The sequence below is a fragment of the Aeromonas sp. QDB31 genome (assembly GCF_027707605.1).
Classification (GTDB): domain Bacteria; phylum Pseudomonadota; class Gammaproteobacteria; order Enterobacterales; family Aeromonadaceae; genus Aeromonas; species Aeromonas media.
The window spans coordinates 1-14,787 of the sequence record NZ_JAPCIX010000003.1 but is presented as its reverse complement, the minus strand read 5'-3'; the positions used below and the strand labels follow the sequence as shown (position 1 = coordinate 14,787).

Here is a 14,787-nt window from a genome sequence, read left to right as displayed (position 1 = left end):
TCTTGTAGCGAGCCATCGGAGGACCAACCCGCTGCGACGCCTGGGATCAGGCCGATGGCGGGCTGCTGCCGGCGATGGCCTCGCATACCTGCTCCACTGCGTTGAGGGCCCGCGGGGTGAAGCGGTGCAGCTCATCGGGGTTGATGAGAACGAGCCGCTGCTGCCTGACGGCATCCAGCATGGGCCACTGATGCCAGTGGGCCAGCACGGCGGGATCCCGGCTACCAGCCAGGATGAGATCCGGGTTGGCCTTGATCACCTGCTCCAGCCCGACCTGGGGATAGGGGGAGCTGGCATCGGCCATGATATTGCGGCCACCGCAGAGCCTGATGGCGCGGCCCGGCCAGGTCGAGTCGTTGACGCTGGTGAGCGGCGGATACCAGAGCTGATAGAAGACCGAGACCGGTTTGGGCTTGCCGTAGCGCTGTTTCAGGGCATCGAGCCTGGCCAGATAGGCGTCGGCCTGCTGGTCGGCCTTCTGCCGGGTGCCTAGCAGGCGCCCCAGGCTGCGCATCTCGTCGGCCAGGGAGGCAAAGTCGGTGGGCTCCGAGTAGAAGACGGGGATGCCGAGCTTCTCGACGGGGGCCAGCATGCGGGACTGGGCCGAGCGCCAAGCCACCACCAGATCCGGCTTCTGTGCCAGCAGTGCCTCCAGGTTGATGCTGCGATAGTTGGCGACCCGTGGCAGGGGCGCCACCTCGGGGGGGAAATCGGAGGCATCGTCGGCTGCGACTATGCGATCCCCGGCCCCTATGTCGTACAGCAGCTCGGTCAGGTGGGGGGTGAGGCTGATGATGCGCTGCGGGGTGGCCGCCGCAGCGGACAGGGGCCAGCCGAGCAGGCACAGCAGCAGGCAGAGGGCGCGAAGGGGGAAGCGGTCAGCCATGAGTCAGTGCCATCAGGGTCAGGATCAGCGAGAGCCAGAGCCAGCCCCAGCCGATCAGCAGCAGGCGATGGAGCAGGCGCCGGGGCAGGGTGGCATCGGGTTCGCTCCCATCGCCCAGCACCGGGAGGCGTACCAGCTGGCCCTGATAGTAGCGGGGGCCCCCGAGGCGGCTGCCGGTGCTCTGTGCCAGCAGGCCGAGCAGGGCGCCCATGGCCGGATAGGGCCAGCGCAGGGCAAGGCGCAGCTTGCCCCCAAGCTGGCGCAACCGGGTCAGCGCAAGCGGGAGCGCCAGCAGCAATATGGCGGGGGCACAGAGCCCCTGATAGAGCGCACTGGCGGCGCGGCCGAAGTGGACGAACTCGGTCTGCTTCGGGCTCCAGGCCTGATTCATAAGCTGGGCGAGGCGCCAGAGCAGGGCCCCCTGCATCCCGGCCAGGGCAAAGCCCAGCAGGGGGCCGGCCCACTGGCCCACGAGGCGCAGCACGCAGGTCTCGCTCACCGCCTTGTTCAATCCCATCACCGACAGAGCGCCCGTCTCTCGTCTGAGCCAGCTTGCTGCCTGCAACCTTGCCACCACTAGCGTCTCCTGGGTTGCCAGGGCGCGACTCCCCTGGGCGAGCTCCCGCAGCGGGCGTGACTCCAGCATCAGCAGCAGGAACAGCAGGTCGAACAGGGGTTCAGACAGGGAGAGGTTGCGCACCGCCCAGAGGCCGGCGGCGCAGGGCACCCAGACCACCAGCAGGGCCAGCAGCCCCGCCTGACGTTGCTGGCTGGGCGAACCGTCCGGGCGATACACCTTGTGGCCGAGGCGGGTCAGCAGCGGCACGGCTGCGCCGGGCCTGAAACGCGCGGGCCAGGGCAGCAGGGCCTCCAGCAGGGCGGCGCCCACCATGATGGCCGCCGTCGTCGAGGCGAGGGCGGCCATCAGGGCATCCCAGGAGAGGGCGTCGATCACAGCTTGCCGAGCAGCGCGATGATCACCTCGGCGGAGTGTTGACCCGCCACCTCGATGAAGGCATCGAAGGATTCCACCTGCTCCTTGCCGGCGATGTCGGACATGGCGCGCACTACCAGATAGGGCACCTTGAACATGTGGCATACCTGGCCGATGGCGGCCCCTTCCATCTCGACTGCCAGCATTTGCGGGAAGTCGGCGCGGGCTTTGGCGATGGCGTCCGGCTTGCACATGAACTGATCGCCGGTGCAGATGAGGCCGACCTTGGTCTGGTGCTTGCCTTGCTCGGCGATGCAGGTCTGGGCCAGGGCGATGAGCTTGTCATCGCAGGGGAAGGCGGCGGGCTGTTGGGCCATCTGACCCATCTCGTAACCGAAGGCGGTCACGTCCACGTCGTGGAAACGCATCTCGCTGGCGATCACCACGTCTCCGATGTGCAGGTCCTGGGCAAAGCCGCCGGCGGAGCCGGTGTTGATGACACAGTCGGGGGCAAATTTCTCCAGCAGCAGGCTGGTGGCGACGCTGGCGGCAACCTTGCCGATGCCGGAGCGGGTCAGGATCACCTCTTTACCGGCCAGACGGCCCTGATAGAACTCGCAGCCGCCCAGTTGCAGGGTGGTGGGTTCACTCAGCTGGCTGCGCAGCAGGGCAACTTCCTGCTCCATGGCGCCGATAATACCTACTTTCATCATCTACCTCGTTTCTCAGATCTTGTGCGGGCCCGGCCACGCGCTGGGTAGCGGTGCCGAAAAAGTTGGCGGAGATGATAGCAAAAGATAACGGCGGCGCCGAGCGCCGCCGTTCGAATCAAGAGGGCAGGGGATTTCCGGTTAACCCAGTGCCGTATCCAGGGTCATCATCAGTGCAAAGCCTGCCATCAGACCTAGGGTGGCGTGGGTTTGGTGGCCGTTGCGGTGGGTCTCGGGGATCACCTCGTGGGAGACCACGAACAACATGGCGCCGGCCGCGAGCCCCAGGCCAATGGGGTAGGCGATGGCCATACCGCTGGCGAGCCCGACCCCGAGCAGGGCGCCGAGCGGTTCCAGCAGACCGCTGCCGATGGCCACCAGCACGGCCACCGAGGGACGAAAGCCGGCGGCGCACATGGCGAGCGCCACCGCCAGCCCCTCGGGGATGTCCTGCAGGGCGATGGCGGTAGTGAGCGGCAGCCCCACCGCCATGTCCCCCTGGGAGAAGCTGACCCCGATGGCCATGCCTTCCGGCAGGTTGTGCAGGGCGATGGCAAACACGAACAGCCAGACCCGGGAGCAGCTCTCGTGGCCGGGACCGCAGGGGCCTGTCTTGTCGTGCTCATGGGGGGTGAACTGATCCAGCCCCAGCATCAGCAAGACCCCCAGGGTCATGCCGGCCACCACCACGGCGGCGGCGAGAAAGCCGTCTCCGGTGATCCCCTCGGCCGCCTCCAGCCCCGGCAGCAGCAGGGAGAAGGCGCTGGCCGCCAGCATCATGCCGGCGGCAAAGCCCAGCATGGCGTCTTCCACCCGCTGGGGAACAGATCGCAGGAACAGGGCGGGCAGGGCGCCAAGCGCCGTCGCGGCAAACCCGGCGGCGCCGCCGATAAGGCCATAACGCACCCCGGGGCTGATGTCACCGGCCGCCAGCATGACGAGGCTCTGCAACAGGAGCAGCAGCACGGCGGCCAGGGCGAGCAGCAGCCCCAGGGCGACGAGGGGGCGATCCGCTATCTGCTCGCGCAGTTGTACTGACCAGGAGGGGCTGAGGGTCGACGCGTTATCCATGGGGCCTCGGGGGGACTGTGGTTGGGAGAGACGAGAGTGCCATTACATAACCTGGCCCCCGGTTTGTCCATGCTCGCGGACCGATTGCTGCAATCGGCTCAAGTTTGTGGTCATCCGGTCGCGCTTGTATTCCTGGCGCATGCCAAACGACATGGCCCTGTGCAACACGAGAGGGATAAACGAGGGCGGCAGCTGTGGCAGGGGCTTGCCTGCGAATGCGCTTCCCGTTCGTTCGTGTTGTTTCGTCTTCCCGTCAGGTGTCTCGGGTCACCACTTACACGGATGTGATCGCCCCTGCACCCCAGCGTATCAGCAGTCGAGGATCACCGGCCAACATGTTTTGCAAGAACCTCTCCATCGGCACGAAGATTGCCGTGGTCTTTGCGGTTATTGCCGCCCTCAACGTGATATTCGACCTTTTTCTCGCCAGCAAACAGCGTGGTATGCTGGATCAGGTGCTGAATTTCACCGATTCCACCCTGCTGGCGCAGGGGCTCAAGGATCAGGCCTGGGATGAGCCGTTTCGCTCCAACGGGAGCTACACCGAGCCGGGCCGCAACGTGGAGCGGATCAACGAGTCTTCCAACGAGGTGGCGACCGGTGCCGATCACACCGCCCGCGCCTGTCTGGAGCTGAGCCAGCTGGCGGCGAGCCTGCGCCAGACCATAGGCCGCTTCCGTCTCGCCTGATGGTGGACGGCTGGCAGAGTACCAACAAAAACGGGGCCCCAGGGCCCCGGTTGCTATGTCACCGCGAGGATGCCGGTCTGGCTCAGACGCCGAGGCCGGTTCCTGTGTCTTTCTTGGCGATCAGCTCAATCTTGTAACCGTCCGGGTCTTCCACGAAGGCGATGACAGTGGTGCCACCCTTGACCGGGCCCGGCTCGCGGGTGATCTTGGCGCCGGCGGCGCGCAGGGCGTCGCAGGTGCCATAGATGTCGTCCGCTTCCAGGGCGATGTGGCCGTAGGCGGAGCCCAGCTCGTACTCGCTCACGCCCCAGTTGTAGGTGAGTTCGATGACGGCCTCATCCTTCTCGTCACCGTAGCCGACGAAGGCCAGGGTGTACTTGTATTCGCTGTTCTCGCTCTTGCGCAGCAGTGTCATGCCCAGCACGCGGGTGTAGAAGTCGATGGAGCGTTGCAGGTCGCCGACGCGCAGCATGGTATGCAGAATTCTCATTGCTCAATTCTCCGGGTTGGTGATTGGTACTGCTTTCTATCTAGGTCTTGAGGTCGGGCAGTGAACGGAAAGGAGGTCGTTCAGCTCTGGGGGTAGACCTTTTCTTTGTACTCGCACAAGTCTTCGATGATACAGGAGCCGCAGCGTGGCTTGCGCGCCAGACAGGTGTAGCGCCCGTGCAGGATCAGCCAGTGGTGCACATCCAGCTTGAACTCGGCGGGCACCACCTTCAGCAGCTTCTCTTCGACCTGATCCACGTTCTTGCCCACCGCGAAACCGGTGCGATTCGACACCCGGAAGATATGGGTATCGACCGCTATGGTGGGCCAGCCAAACGCCGTGTTGAGCACCACGTTGGCGGTCTTGCGGCCCACCCCCGGCAGGGCTTCCAGTGCCTCGCGATTTTCCGGCACCTCGCCGCCGTGTCTCTCCAGCAGGATGGCGCAGGTCTTGATGACGTTCTCGGCCTTGGTGTTGAACAGGCCAATGGTCTTGATGTACTCCTTCACGCCGTCCACCCCGAGTGCCAGCATGGCGGCCGGGGTATTGGCCACCGGATAGAGCTTGTCGGTGGCTTTGTTGACGCTGACATCGGTCGCCTGGGCCGACAGCAGCACGGCGATCAGCAGCTCGAACGGCGTGGTGAAGTTGAGCTCGGTGGTGGGGTGCGGGTTGTTCTCCCGCAGCCGTTCCAGTATCTCTCTGCGTTTTTGGTTATTCATCGCGTCTCATGTCTGTCTTGGTGCCAGCCCTCAGAGCTGGGTGGTGCGGGCACCGGCTGCGGGCAGGCTGCAGTGTGCCTTGTCGGCACGCTGTTTGCGGCCCATCCAGTCGTTGATGGCGTTCTTGCCGGCGATGAGCAGGCCCAGGCCGATGAAGCCCCCCGGCGGCAAGATGGCCAGCAGCAGGCTGGCATCGGCATGGAACAGCTCGATGCGCAGGGACCTGGCCCAGTCCCCCAGCAGCAGGTCGGCGCCGTCGAACAGGGTACCCATGCCGATGATCTCACGCAGGCCCCCCAGCAACAGCAGCACCAGGGTGAACCCCAGCCCCATCATGAAGCCGTCGATGGCCGCCAGCAGGGGCGGGTTCTTGGAGGCATAAGCCTCGGCCCGGCCTATGATGACGCAGTTGGTGACGATGAGGGCGATGAAGATGCCGAGCGCCTGATAGAGGCCATAGGTGTAGGCGTTCATCAACAGCTGCACGCTGGTCACCAGGGCCGCGATGATCATCACGTAGACCGGGATGCGGATGTCCTTGGGCACCCAGTTGCGCACCAGAGAGACGGCCAGGTTGGAGCAGACCAGCACCACCATGGTCGCAAGACCCAGCCCCAGGGCATTGGTAAAGGTGGAGGAGACCGCCAGGGTCGGGCAGAGCCCCAGCACCTGCACCAGGGAAGGGTTGTTCTTCCACAGTCCCTGCAGCATCAGCTCCTTGAGTTCCTCGCGGCGGCTGTTGCCCTCATCGGCCGGGCTATGGCCGTCAATCACATCAACTTGTTCCATTGCTTGTTCCGTTGTATGCGCCATATGGGGCTCCGGTGTCAGGGTGTGGTGTCACAGGAGGGGGCCTCTTGCAGCAGCTCAGGGTGCTCCTGCTGCAGCAGCAGCAGATTCTTCACCGCCTTGACCACGGCACGCGGGGTGATGGTGGCGCCGGTGAAGGCGTCAAATTCGCCGCCATCCTTTTTCACCGCCCAGCTTGCCGCGTTCTCCTTGGTGAGGAACTTGCCGACGAAGCTCTCTATCCAGCTCGATTTCTTCAGCTCTATCTTGTCGCCAAGACCCGGGGTTTCCTTGTGAGCCAGCACCCGCACTGCGCTGATGGCGCCGCTGGCATCGGTGCCGACCACCATGCGAATGGCACCACTGTAGCCGTCGGGGGCCACGGTTTCCAGCGCATAGCCGGTGTGCTCCCCCTTGAGGGTGGCGGTGTAGAGCGGCATGGGCTGATCGCTGCCCAGGTACTCGCGGCTGGTGACCAGCCTGCAGCTGGCCACCAGATCGTTGTCATAGCTCCCCGCCGGCAGCAGGGCCTCCAGGGTGCGCAGCTTCTCCAGCTGTTGCTGGTGGGCGATGCGATCCCGGGTCAGCTCGTTGGTCAGCACCACCATGGCGGTACAGGCCAGGGCGAACAGGGCCAGGGTGACGCCGTTTTTGCGCATGCTCTTTAACATGGGAGGGCTCCTGAGAGTGAGATGTGCGCGATGATCATTTGCGGCGAGTCAGGCTGTCGCTGGGGCTGGCTACGCAGAGGTTGGCTCATTTGCGGCGATCCCCATAGACCTTGGGACGCGTCAGGCTGTCGATGAGCGGCACGCAGAGGTTGGCCAGCAACACGGCGAAGGCGAAGGCGTCCGGGTAGCCGCCGAAGCGACGAATGAGGTAGACCAGCACGCCGATCAGCACGCCGTAGATGAGGCGACCCCTGGCCGTGGTGCTGGCGCTCACCGGATCGGTGGCGATGAAGAAGGCCCCCAGCATGGTGGCGCCGCTGAACAGGTGCAGCATGGGGGTGGCGGTAGCGTCCGGCGTGGCCAGATAACCCAGGGTGGCAGAGAGCAGCAGGGCCCCCAGCACGGCGGTGGGAATGCGCCAGTTGATCACCTTCTGCTGCAGCAGGAAGAGGCCACCCAGCAGGTAGCCGAGGTTGACCCAGCTCCAGCCAATCCCGCCCCAACCCTCGAACACGGCGTGAGTCATCACTTCGCTGGCGGTGAGCCCCTGGGTCAGGCCCGTCTTCAGGGTGTCGAGGGGGGTAGCCATGGTCAGGCCATCCACCCCCTGCTTGAGCTGCGCCAGGCTGTAGCCGTCCAGGCTGAAGCCGGTGAAGATCACCGAGACGGCGTCCCCAAAGTCGACCCCGTAGGCGGCGATGCTGGAGGGGGGCAGCCAGCTGGTCATCTGGACCGGGAAGGAGACCAGCAGCAGCACATAGGCCACCATGGCCGGGTTGAACAGGTTCTGACCGAGCCCGCCATAGAGGTGCTTGGCGATGATGATGGCAAAGGCGGTGCCCAGTACCAGCATCCACCAAGGCAGCAGGGGGGGCAGGGATAGACCTATCAGCACGGCGGTGAGGGCTGCGCTGCCGTCCAGCAGGGCTGGTTTGACAGGGCGGCCGCGCAGGCGCAGGACCAGGGCCTCGCAGCCCAGGGCCGTCACCAGGGCCAGCAGGATCTGGATCAGGGTTCCCCAGCCGAAGAACCAGGTCTGGGCCAGGAAGCCGGGCAGACAGGCCAGGATCACCAGCAGCATCAGAGTCTGGGTCTGTCTGCGGTTATGGGCGAAGGGCGCACTCGCGAGATTGAACATGGATCAGTGGCTCTTGTCGGTCGAAGGAGATGGAGTGTGCGCCGCGGCGTCGGCCGCCAGCTTCTTGGCCTTGGCACGGGCGATGGCAGCGGCAATGGCCGCCTTCTTGGGGTCGACCTCGGGGGCGGACTCAGCCACCGGCTCGCTCGGGGCGGCCAGCGTGTCGCTCACAGCGTCCCTTGAGGGGACGGGCGCATCGGGCACGACCTCGTCGGCGGCGGCCAGCGTCTTGGCCTTGGCGCGGGCGATGGCGGCGGCAATGGCCGCCTTCTTGGGGTCGACCTCGGGGGCGGACTCAGCCACCGGCTCGCCCGGAGTAACCTGCGTGTCGCTCACAACGTCCCTTGAGGGGACAGGCGCATCGGGCGCGACCTCGCCTGCGGCGGCGGCCAGCTTCTTGGCCTTGGCACGGGCGATGGCGGCGGCAATGGCAGCCTTCTTGGGATCGACCTCGGGGGCGGGCTCGGCCACCGGCTCGCCCGGGGCGGCCAGCGTGTCGCTCACAGTGTCACTTGAGGAAACTGGCGCGTCGGGCACGACCTCGTCAGCGGCAGTCGCCAGCTTCTTGGCCTTGGCGCGGGCGATGGCAGCGGCAATGGCCGCCTTCTTGGGATCAATCTCGGCAGCGGGCTCAGTCACCTGCTCGCCCGATGTGGCAGCCGTGTTGCTGGTCTCGTCACCGGCGGCCTGGGCCGCCTTCTTGGCCTTGGCGCGTGCGATGGTGGCGGCGATGGCCGCCTTCTTGGGATCGACCTCGGGGGCAGGCTCAGCCACCGGCTCGCTCGGAGCGGCTGCTGTGTTGCTGGCCCCGTCATCGGCAGCCTGGGCCGCTTTCTTGGCCTTGGCGCGAGCCAGGGCGGCGGCGATGGCTGCCTTCTTGGGATCGATCTCGGCAGCGGGCTCAGCCACCGGCTCGCCCGGAGCGGCAGCCGTGTTGTTGGCCTCGTCACCGGCAGCCTGGGCAGCCTTCTTGGCCTTGGCACGGGCCAGGGCGGCGGCAATGGCGGCCTTCTTGGGATCAGCTTCGGCAACGACAGCCGTGCCGACATCATCCGGCTGTGCGGTCTCGACCGCCTTGGCGGCGCGGCGCGCCAGCGCCTCCTGCTTGCGCGCCTCGCGGGCGGCCATCATGGCGGCGTTGTCCGGCTGGGGCTCTGCGCTGGCGGCGTCCTGCTTGGCCTTGAGGCGGGCCAGAGCGGCGGCGACGGGATCATCCCCCCCGGCCGCGGCCATGGCCTGGCGACGCTGGGCGGCGGCCTCGGCGTGGCGAGCCTCCCGCGCGGCCTTGTCCCGCTCGAAGCGGGCCTGCTTGGCCTCGAAGCGCTGCTTGGCGCGCTCCGCCTTCTCGTGCTCGGCACGGACCTCGCGGATGTCATCCTTGGCAATCTTGTAGTACTGCACCAGGGGGATCTCGCTCGGGCAGACCCAGGCACAGGCCCCGCACTCTATGCAGTCGAACAGGTTGAGCTTCTCGGCCTTGTCATACTCCTTGACCCGGCTGTACCAGTAGAGCTCCTGGGGCAGCAGGTTGGCGGGGCAGGCGTCGGCACAGGCGCTGCAACGGATGCATGCCTGTTCGGGGCCGGGGGGCGGCAGCTCGGCGCGGGTGGGGGAGAGCAGGCAGTTGGTGGCCTTGACCACGGGCACCATGGCATGGGGCAGGGTGAAGCCCATCATGGGGCCTCCCATGATGACCCGCTGATCCGCCTCCGGTTGCAGTTCGAAACGCTGCAGCAGCCAGCGCACCGGCGTGCCGAGCCGCACCCAGGCATTGCCCGGTTGCTTGAAGGCATCCCCTGTGAGGGTGACGATGCGCGAGATGAGCGGCTCGCCGTCTATGATGGCGCGCTTGATGGCAAAGACGGTGGCGACGTTGAGCACCATGATGCCCATGTCGACCGCCCGGCCTCCCTTGGGCACCTGGCGCCCGGTGAGCAGCTCTATGGTCTGCTTGGCTCCGCCGGAGGGGTACTTGGTCGGCACCGACTTGACCAGCACATCCGGGTCTGTGGCATGGCGGTTGAGGGATTCGATGGCCGCCGGCTTGTTGTCTTCCACCCCGATCAGGGTCAGCTTGGGCTTGAGCAGGTGCTTGAGCACCCGGATGCCCTCCATGATCTCGTCGGCATACTCCTGCATCAGACGGTCATCTGTGGTGATGTAGGGTTCACACTCCAGGCCGTTGACGATCAGGATCTCGGTGAGCTGGCCGCGGCCATCGAGCTTGCTGTGGGTCGGGAAGACGGCGCCACCGAGCCCAGCGACCCCCGCCTGCTGGATGCGATCGAGCAGCTCGCCCCGCTCCAGATTCCAGTAGTCGGGTTGGGGGCTGCGTTCACCCCAGGCATCTTCCCCGTCCGGGGTCAGGATGACGCAGAGATCGTCCAGGCCCGAGGGGTGCGCCACCGTGTGTTGTTCGATGGCGGTGATGGTGCCCGAGGTGGAGGCGTGCACCGGCACTATGCGGCCCTTGTCATGACGGGTCAGCGGTTGCCCCTTCTTGACCCTGTCACCCACCCGCACCAGCAGTTCGCCGGCCGGGCCTGCGTGCTGGCGCACCGGGATGATGAGCTGGGGGGGGAGACCCGCGTCCACGACAGGGGTCAGGCTGGACTGGTGCTTGTTCTCGGGAGGATGAATGCCACCGTGAAAATCCCAGAGTGTGCCGGCTTTGATGCGTTCGAGCAGATGCTGCATGGTTACTCCGCTGTTTATTCCACTATCTTGACCGGAATGGCGACCTTGGCCAGATCCCATTTCCAGTTGTCGACCGTGGTCGGCACCGGGATCATCTCGATACAGTCGGTCGGGCAGGGGTCGACGCAGAGATCGCACCCCGTGCACTCGGCCGCGATGACGGTGTGCATCGCCTTGGTGGCGCCGAGGATGGCATCGACCGGGCAGGCCTGGATGCACTTGGTGCAACCTATGCACATGTCCTCGTGAATGAAGGCGACCTTCTTGACGGGGACGGCCGCTTCGTCGCCACCGTCCAGCGGCTGGGGCTCGACCCCCATCAGATCCGCTATCTTGCGCATGGTGGCATCGCCACCGGGCACGCACTTGTTGATCTTGTCGCCGTTGGCCAGCGCCTCGGCATAGGGCTTGCAGCCCGGGTAGCCACACTGGCCGCACTGGGTCTGGGGCAGCAGGGCATCGAGCTGGTCGACGATGGGGTCGGCCTGCACATGAAACTTGACGGCGGCATAGCCCAGAATGATGCCGAAGGCCAGGGCCAGCAGGGCCAGCACCAGGATGGCAAAGAGTATGTGAGTCATAGCGCTATATCTTGATGAGGCCGGTAAAGCCCATGAAGGCCAGAGACATCAGGCCGGCGGTGACCATGGCGATGGAGACGCCGCGAAAGGGGGCCGGCACGTCGGCGGCCACCAGACGCTCACGCATGGCGGCAAACAGGATCAGCACCAGCGAGAAACCGCAGGCAGCCCCGAAGCCGTAGATGATGCTCTGGATGAAGTTGTGACGCTCGTTGATGCTCAGCAGCGCGACGCCCAACACGGCGCAGTTGGTGGTGATGAGGGGCAGGAAGATGCCGAGCAGGCGATAGAGGGTCGGGCTGCTCTTGCGGATCACCATCTCGGTGAACTGCACCACCACGGCGATCACCAGGATGAAGCCCAGGGTGCGCAGGTAGGCTATGTCCAGCGGGATCAGGATATAGTGCTCCATCAGATAGGAGCAGGCGCTGGCGAGCGTCATCACGAAAGTGGTGGCCAGTCCCATGCCGATGGCGGTTTCCAGCTTGCCGGAGACGCCCATGAAGGGGCAGAGGCCGAGAAACTTCACCAGCACGAAGTTGTTGATCAGCACGGTACTGACCAGTAAAAGCAGGTACTCAGTCATTGACGATGGGTTTTCCGGTGTGAAGGCGGCGGTATTATCTGATGTTAGGTGCCTTTAGACAACCGCAAGGCCGTATGGTTATTATTCGGGGGCCCAATTCATGGAGGCATTGTGCGCCCGCTACCCATACTGACCCTCACCCTGGCCATGCTGCTCTGGTCCAGCTCCTTTATCGCCCTCAAACATGTGCTGGAGGTCTGGTCCTTCGGCCAGGTGCTGTTTATGCGCATGGCGGTGGCATCGGGCTGCTGGCTGCTGTGTTACCGTCACCTCGGCAACTTCCACTATCAAAAAGGGGATTGGCGCTGGCTGGCCCTGATGGGCGCCCTGGAGCCCTGCCTCTATTTTCTGCTGGAGGTCAACGCCCTGCGCTACACCAGCGCCGGGCAGGCGGGCATGGTCTGTGCGCTGCTGCCCCTGATGGTGGCCCTGGTGGCCTTCGTGCTGCTGAGGGAGCGGGTGAGCCGCCGCCAGCTGCTGGGTTTTGCCATCGCCATCTGCGGTATCGCCCTGCTGGGGTTGGCCGAGGGGGCCGATGAGTTCGCTCCCAATGCCCTGCTCGGCAACAGTCTGGAGATGGGGGCCATGCTCTGCGCCGCCACCTACTCAGTGGTGTTCAAGAAGCTCTCCAGCCGTTACGGCGTGCTGACTCTGACCGCCCTGCAGGCCTTCGTCGGCACCCTCTTCTTCGCCCCCTTTGCCTTCAGTGCCCCCTGGCCCGCGGACTGGGACTGGCAGGACATGGGGGTCATCCTCTTCCTCGGCGCCTTCGTGACGCTCGGCGCCTACCTGCTCTACAACTGGTCTGTCACCCAGGTGAAGGTGACCCTGGCGGCCGCCTATGTGAACCTCATCCCGGTCTTTACCCTGCTGCTCGCCTATCTGCTGCTGGGGGAGACGCTGGGTGCCTTGCAATGGGTTGCCTGCGCCGCCGTGCTGGCCGGCATCGGGGTCGGTCAGTTGCCCGCTGGCAAAAACCGGGTGCGCGGCGCCGCCGCCCAGAGTTGACTTTCCCCCGATCGGCTACAGTCTGGACAGGGACCTATGCTGGCCATGAAGGAGCCACACCATGAGCGACATGAAGTTGCTGGCCGAGGCCAAAGCTTTACTGAGCCATCACCCTTTCACCCTGGCCGATGCCAGGGCCCTGGAGGCCCTGGAGGAAGCGGCGGTGGGGGAGGAGGGGCTCTGCATCGCCGAGTTGTGGGAGCTGGCCCTGGGTCAGGCCGACGAGGAGGCGAGGCACTATCTGCAGGGAGAGGATTGACGCCTTTTCACACATCCTGGATGACAATAAACAACGCGGGGCCAGGCCCCGCGTTGTTTATTGGATGGCGTACCCCGAGCTCAGATGGAGAGACTCTTGACGGTGTCCGAGACCGAGTTCGCGTCCTCGATGATCTCCTTGATGACGTCGGCGATGATGTTGGCCTGATCCTGCCCCGCCACCGCCTTGCCTGAGACGACGGAGACGGTCTGGGTGATCTTGGAGGTGATGTCGGAGTTGTGCTTGATGACGGAGACGATCTCGTTGGTGGAGGTCGAGGTTCTGGCCGCCAGCTGCCTCACCTCGTCGGCGACCACCGCAAACCCCCGGCCCTGCTCGCCGGCCCTGGCCGCCTCTATGGCGGCATTGAGTGCCAGCAGGTTGGTCTGATCCGCGATGCCGCTGATGGTGGAGATGATGGACTCTATGCTCTTGGATTGCTGATTGAGCAGATCTATCTGCTTGCTCACCTCGTTGACCGAGGTGTTGATGTGAGAGGAGGTCTCCAGCACCTTGTCGATCACTTCCCGCCCCTTGGCGGCACTGGCGACGGTTTCGCTCGCGATGGCGCAGGCCTTCTGGGCCGCCTCCCGGGTGGAGATGGATTTTTCCACCCGCTCCGTGATGTCGCTCGCCAGCTTGATGATTTTGACCACCTTGCCCTCGTGGTTGAAGATGGGGTTGTAGGTCGCCTCCAGCCATATCTTCTCCCCGTGATGGCCAAGGCGCATGAAGAGTCCGGACTTGATGTCCCCCGAGCCAAGATCGCGCCAGAAGTTGGGGTTTTTCTGGTAAAACTCGGGATCGCAGAACTGGCGATGGTGTTTGCCGACCACCTCCTCCAGCCGGTAGCCGAAGCAGTGGAGGAAGTTCTGGTTGGCGGTGATGACGGTACCGTCCGGCTGGAAATCGATCACTGCCAGCGATTTGTCCAGCGCCGCCAGCAAGGCCTGGGTGCGCTCGAGGGAGGATTGCTGCGGTGTCACATCGGAGGCGACCTTGGCGACGCGCACCACCTTGCCGTCGATCACGATGGGGAAATAGGTGGCCTCCAGCCAGACTGCCTTGCCCGATTTCGACTGGCGGATGAAGCGCCCGTTGCGGGAGATGCCACCGCGCAAATCCTGCCACAGGCTCTCATAATCTCGGGTCTTGACGTCCTCCGGAAAACAGAGCGTGCTGTGGTGCTTGCCAATCACCTCTTCACGTCCAAAGCCCACGATCTTGAGAAACAGCTCGTTGGCGAAGGTGACCACTCCTGCCGGGGTAAACTGGATGAAAGGCACCTGGGACTGGATGGCCTGCTCGAAAGCACTCAACTCTGCCATCTTTGCTACCTGCTCATTCACTTCCTTGCTTGTTTTTTGATTCCAGAACATGACAGAGCTCCTCCATGAGACCCTTGAATGACAGACCGACCTTAATCTGAGTGAATTAACAATAGCATTGCTCTTTGATGAATCATCATCGAGTCTGAATTAAGGAAGGTGCGAATAAGCGGGGAAATTCTTCTCGGCTGACTCAGTCATTTCATTTCTTCATGTTTGAGCCGATTT

At 64.6% G+C, this 14,787-nt stretch carries 16 protein-coding genes and 1 pseudogene; 3 read left to right on the top strand and 14 right to left on the bottom strand.

Annotation, left to right across the window (positions count from 1 at the left end; genetic code table 11):
- Positions 1 to 46 precede the first annotated feature (46 nt).
- The 4 genes from PG898_RS03760 to PG898_RS03745 form a co-directional block, all read right to left on the bottom strand.
- A complete protein-coding gene (locus tag PG898_RS03760; RefSeq protein ID WP_253264849.1) occupies positions 47 to 886 on the bottom strand; it encodes a cobalamin-binding protein in 840 nt (279 codons plus the stop codon).
- The gene (locus tag PG898_RS03755) at positions 879 to 1,811 is read right to left on the bottom strand and encodes a cobalamin biosynthesis protein CobD/CbiB (RefSeq protein WP_171269057.1); all 933 of its coding nucleotides are present in this window, start codon (positions 1,809 to 1,811) and stop codon (positions 879 to 881) included. The genes PG898_RS03760 and PG898_RS03755 overlap by 8 nt, the downstream gene beginning before the upstream one ends.
- 26 nt (positions 1,812 to 1,837) lie before the next feature.
- Positions 1,838 to 2,530: a 5'-methylthioadenosine/S-adenosylhomocysteine nucleosidase gene (gene mtnN, locus PG898_RS03750; protein ID WP_171269056.1), complete on the bottom strand. Its 693-nt coding sequence runs from the start codon at positions 2,528 to 2,530 to the stop codon at positions 1,838 to 1,840.
- 141 nt (positions 2,531 to 2,671) lie between these two features.
- Entirely contained in the window at positions 2,672 to 3,601 is a 930-nt protein-coding gene (locus tag PG898_RS03745) for a ZIP family metal transporter (RefSeq protein WP_043129314.1), read from the bottom strand.
- Positions 3,602 to 3,936: 335 nt separating this feature from the next.
- Between PG898_RS03745 and PG898_RS03740 the strand changes: the two genes are divergently transcribed.
- Positions 3,937 to 4,290, top strand: a complete 354-nt coding sequence (locus PG898_RS03740) for a hypothetical protein (RefSeq protein WP_216368083.1) — start codon at positions 3,937 to 3,939, stop codon at positions 4,288 to 4,290.
- An 82-nt stretch (positions 4,291 to 4,372) separates the two neighbouring features.
- Here PG898_RS03740 and gloA read toward each other — a convergent pair whose 3' ends face one another.
- From gloA to rsxA, 8 genes are all read right to left on the bottom strand, one after another.
- Positions 4,373 to 4,780: a lactoylglutathione lyase gene (gloA, locus tag PG898_RS03735; protein WP_025326535.1), complete on the bottom strand. Its 408-nt coding sequence runs from the start codon at positions 4,778 to 4,780 to the stop codon at positions 4,373 to 4,375.
- 80 nt (positions 4,781 to 4,860) lie between these two features.
- Positions 4,861 to 5,502 (bottom strand): endonuclease III, encoded by a 642-nt coding sequence (gene nth / locus PG898_RS03730; RefSeq protein WP_005323629.1) that lies wholly within the window; start codon positions 5,500 to 5,502, stop codon positions 4,861 to 4,863.
- Between the two features lie 30 nt (positions 5,503 to 5,532).
- A complete protein-coding gene (locus tag PG898_RS03725; protein ID WP_171269055.1) occupies positions 5,533 to 6,291 on the bottom strand; it encodes an electron transport complex subunit E in 759 nt (252 codons plus the stop codon).
- Positions 6,292 to 6,329: 38 nt separating this feature from the next.
- A complete protein-coding gene (gene rsxG / locus PG898_RS03720) occupies positions 6,330 to 6,962 on the bottom strand; it encodes an electron transport complex subunit RsxG (RefSeq protein WP_042648614.1) in 633 nt (210 codons plus the stop codon).
- An 85-nt stretch (positions 6,963 to 7,047) separates the two neighbouring features.
- Positions 7,048 to 8,100: an electron transport complex subunit RsxD gene (gene rsxD, locus PG898_RS03715; RefSeq protein WP_042648615.1), complete on the bottom strand. Its 1,053-nt coding sequence runs from the start codon at positions 8,098 to 8,100 to the stop codon at positions 7,048 to 7,050.
- Between the two features lie 3 nt (positions 8,101 to 8,103).
- Positions 8,104 to 10,797: an electron transport complex subunit RsxC gene (gene rsxC, locus PG898_RS03710; RefSeq protein WP_171269054.1), complete on the bottom strand. Its 2,694-nt coding sequence runs from the start codon at positions 10,795 to 10,797 to the stop codon at positions 8,104 to 8,106.
- Between the two features lie 14 nt (positions 10,798 to 10,811).
- Positions 10,812 to 11,378 carry an electron transport complex subunit RsxB gene (gene rsxB / locus PG898_RS03705; RefSeq protein ID WP_005326872.1) on the bottom strand — a complete coding sequence of 189 codons (567 nt, stop codon included), beginning with the start codon at positions 11,376 to 11,378 and terminating at the stop codon, positions 10,812 to 10,814.
- A gap of 4 nt (positions 11,379 to 11,382) precedes the next feature.
- On the bottom strand, positions 11,383 to 11,964 hold the full coding sequence (rsxA, locus tag PG898_RS03700) for an electron transport complex subunit RsxA (protein ID WP_005326871.1): 582 nt from the start codon (positions 11,962 to 11,964) through the stop codon (positions 11,383 to 11,385).
- Positions 11,965 to 12,075: 111 nt separating this feature from the next.
- Here rsxA and PG898_RS03695 point away from each other — a divergent pair, with 111 nt between their 5' ends.
- A complete protein-coding gene (locus tag PG898_RS03695) occupies positions 12,076 to 12,972 on the top strand; it encodes a DMT family transporter (RefSeq protein ID WP_270824016.1) in 897 nt (298 codons plus the stop codon).
- A 61-nt stretch (positions 12,973 to 13,033) separates the two neighbouring features.
- Positions 13,034 to 13,231, top strand: coding sequence for a hypothetical protein (locus PG898_RS03690; protein WP_042648673.1), 198 nt, complete (start codon positions 13,034 to 13,036; stop codon positions 13,229 to 13,231).
- 80 nt (positions 13,232 to 13,311) lie between these two features.
- On the opposite strand, the gene PG898_RS21305 is transcribed toward PG898_RS03690, so the two are convergent.
- On the bottom strand, positions 13,312 to 13,701 hold the full coding sequence (locus PG898_RS21305; RefSeq protein ID WP_409241608.1) for a methyl-accepting chemotaxis protein: 390 nt from the start codon (positions 13,699 to 13,701) through the stop codon (positions 13,312 to 13,314).
- A 150-nt stretch (positions 13,702 to 13,851) separates the two neighbouring features.
- A pseudogene (locus PG898_RS21300) lies at positions 13,852 to 14,559 on the bottom strand (PAS domain-containing protein); the annotation flags it as partial.
- Between the last annotated feature and the right edge of the window lie 228 nt (positions 14,560 to 14,787).

What these genes read in the sequence shown, in the direction of transcription:
- PG898_RS03760 (WP_253264849.1), bottom strand. Translation starts at nt 886, where the DNA reads ATGGCTGACCGCTTCCCCCTTCGCGCCCTCTGCCTGCTGCTGTGCCTG.
- PG898_RS03755 (WP_171269057.1), bottom strand. Translation starts at nt 1,811, where the DNA reads ATGGCCGCCCTCGCCTCGACGACGGCGGCCATCATGGTGGGCGCCGCC.
- mtnN (WP_171269056.1), bottom strand. Translation starts at nt 2,530, where the DNA reads ATGAAAGTAGGTATTATCGGCGCCATGGAGCAGGAAGTTGCCCTGCTG.
- PG898_RS03745 (WP_043129314.1), bottom strand. Translation starts at nt 3,601, where the DNA reads ATGGATAACGCGTCGACCCTCAGCCCCTCCTGGTCAGTACAACTGCGC.
- PG898_RS03740 (WP_216368083.1), top strand. Translation starts at nt 3,937, where the DNA reads ATGTTTTGCAAGAACCTCTCCATCGGCACGAAGATTGCCGTGGTCTTT.
- gloA (WP_025326535.1), bottom strand. Translation starts at nt 4,780, where the DNA reads ATGAGAATTCTGCATACCATGCTGCGCGTCGGCGACCTGCAACGCTCC.
- nth (WP_005323629.1), bottom strand. Translation starts at nt 5,502, where the DNA reads ATGAATAACCAAAAACGCAGAGAGATACTGGAACGGCTGCGGGAGAAC.
- PG898_RS03725 (WP_171269055.1), bottom strand. Translation starts at nt 6,291, where the DNA reads ATGGAACAAGTTGATGTGATTGACGGCCATAGCCCGGCCGATGAGGGC.
- rsxG (WP_042648614.1), bottom strand. Translation starts at nt 6,962, where the DNA reads ATGTTAAAGAGCATGCGCAAAAACGGCGTCACCCTGGCCCTGTTCGCC.
- rsxD (WP_042648615.1), bottom strand. Translation starts at nt 8,100, where the DNA reads ATGTTCAATCTCGCGAGTGCGCCCTTCGCCCATAACCGCAGACAGACC.
- rsxC (WP_171269054.1), bottom strand. Translation starts at nt 10,797, where the DNA reads ATGCAGCATCTGCTCGAACGCATCAAAGCCGGCACACTCTGGGATTTT.
- rsxB (WP_005326872.1), bottom strand. Translation starts at nt 11,378, where the DNA reads ATGACTCACATACTCTTTGCCATCCTGGTGCTGGCCCTGCTGGCCCTG.
- rsxA (WP_005326871.1), bottom strand. Translation starts at nt 11,964, where the DNA reads ATGACTGAGTACCTGCTTTTACTGGTCAGTACCGTGCTGATCAACAAC.
- PG898_RS03690 (WP_042648673.1), top strand. Translation starts at nt 13,034, where the DNA reads ATGAGCGACATGAAGTTGCTGGCCGAGGCCAAAGCTTTACTGAGCCAT.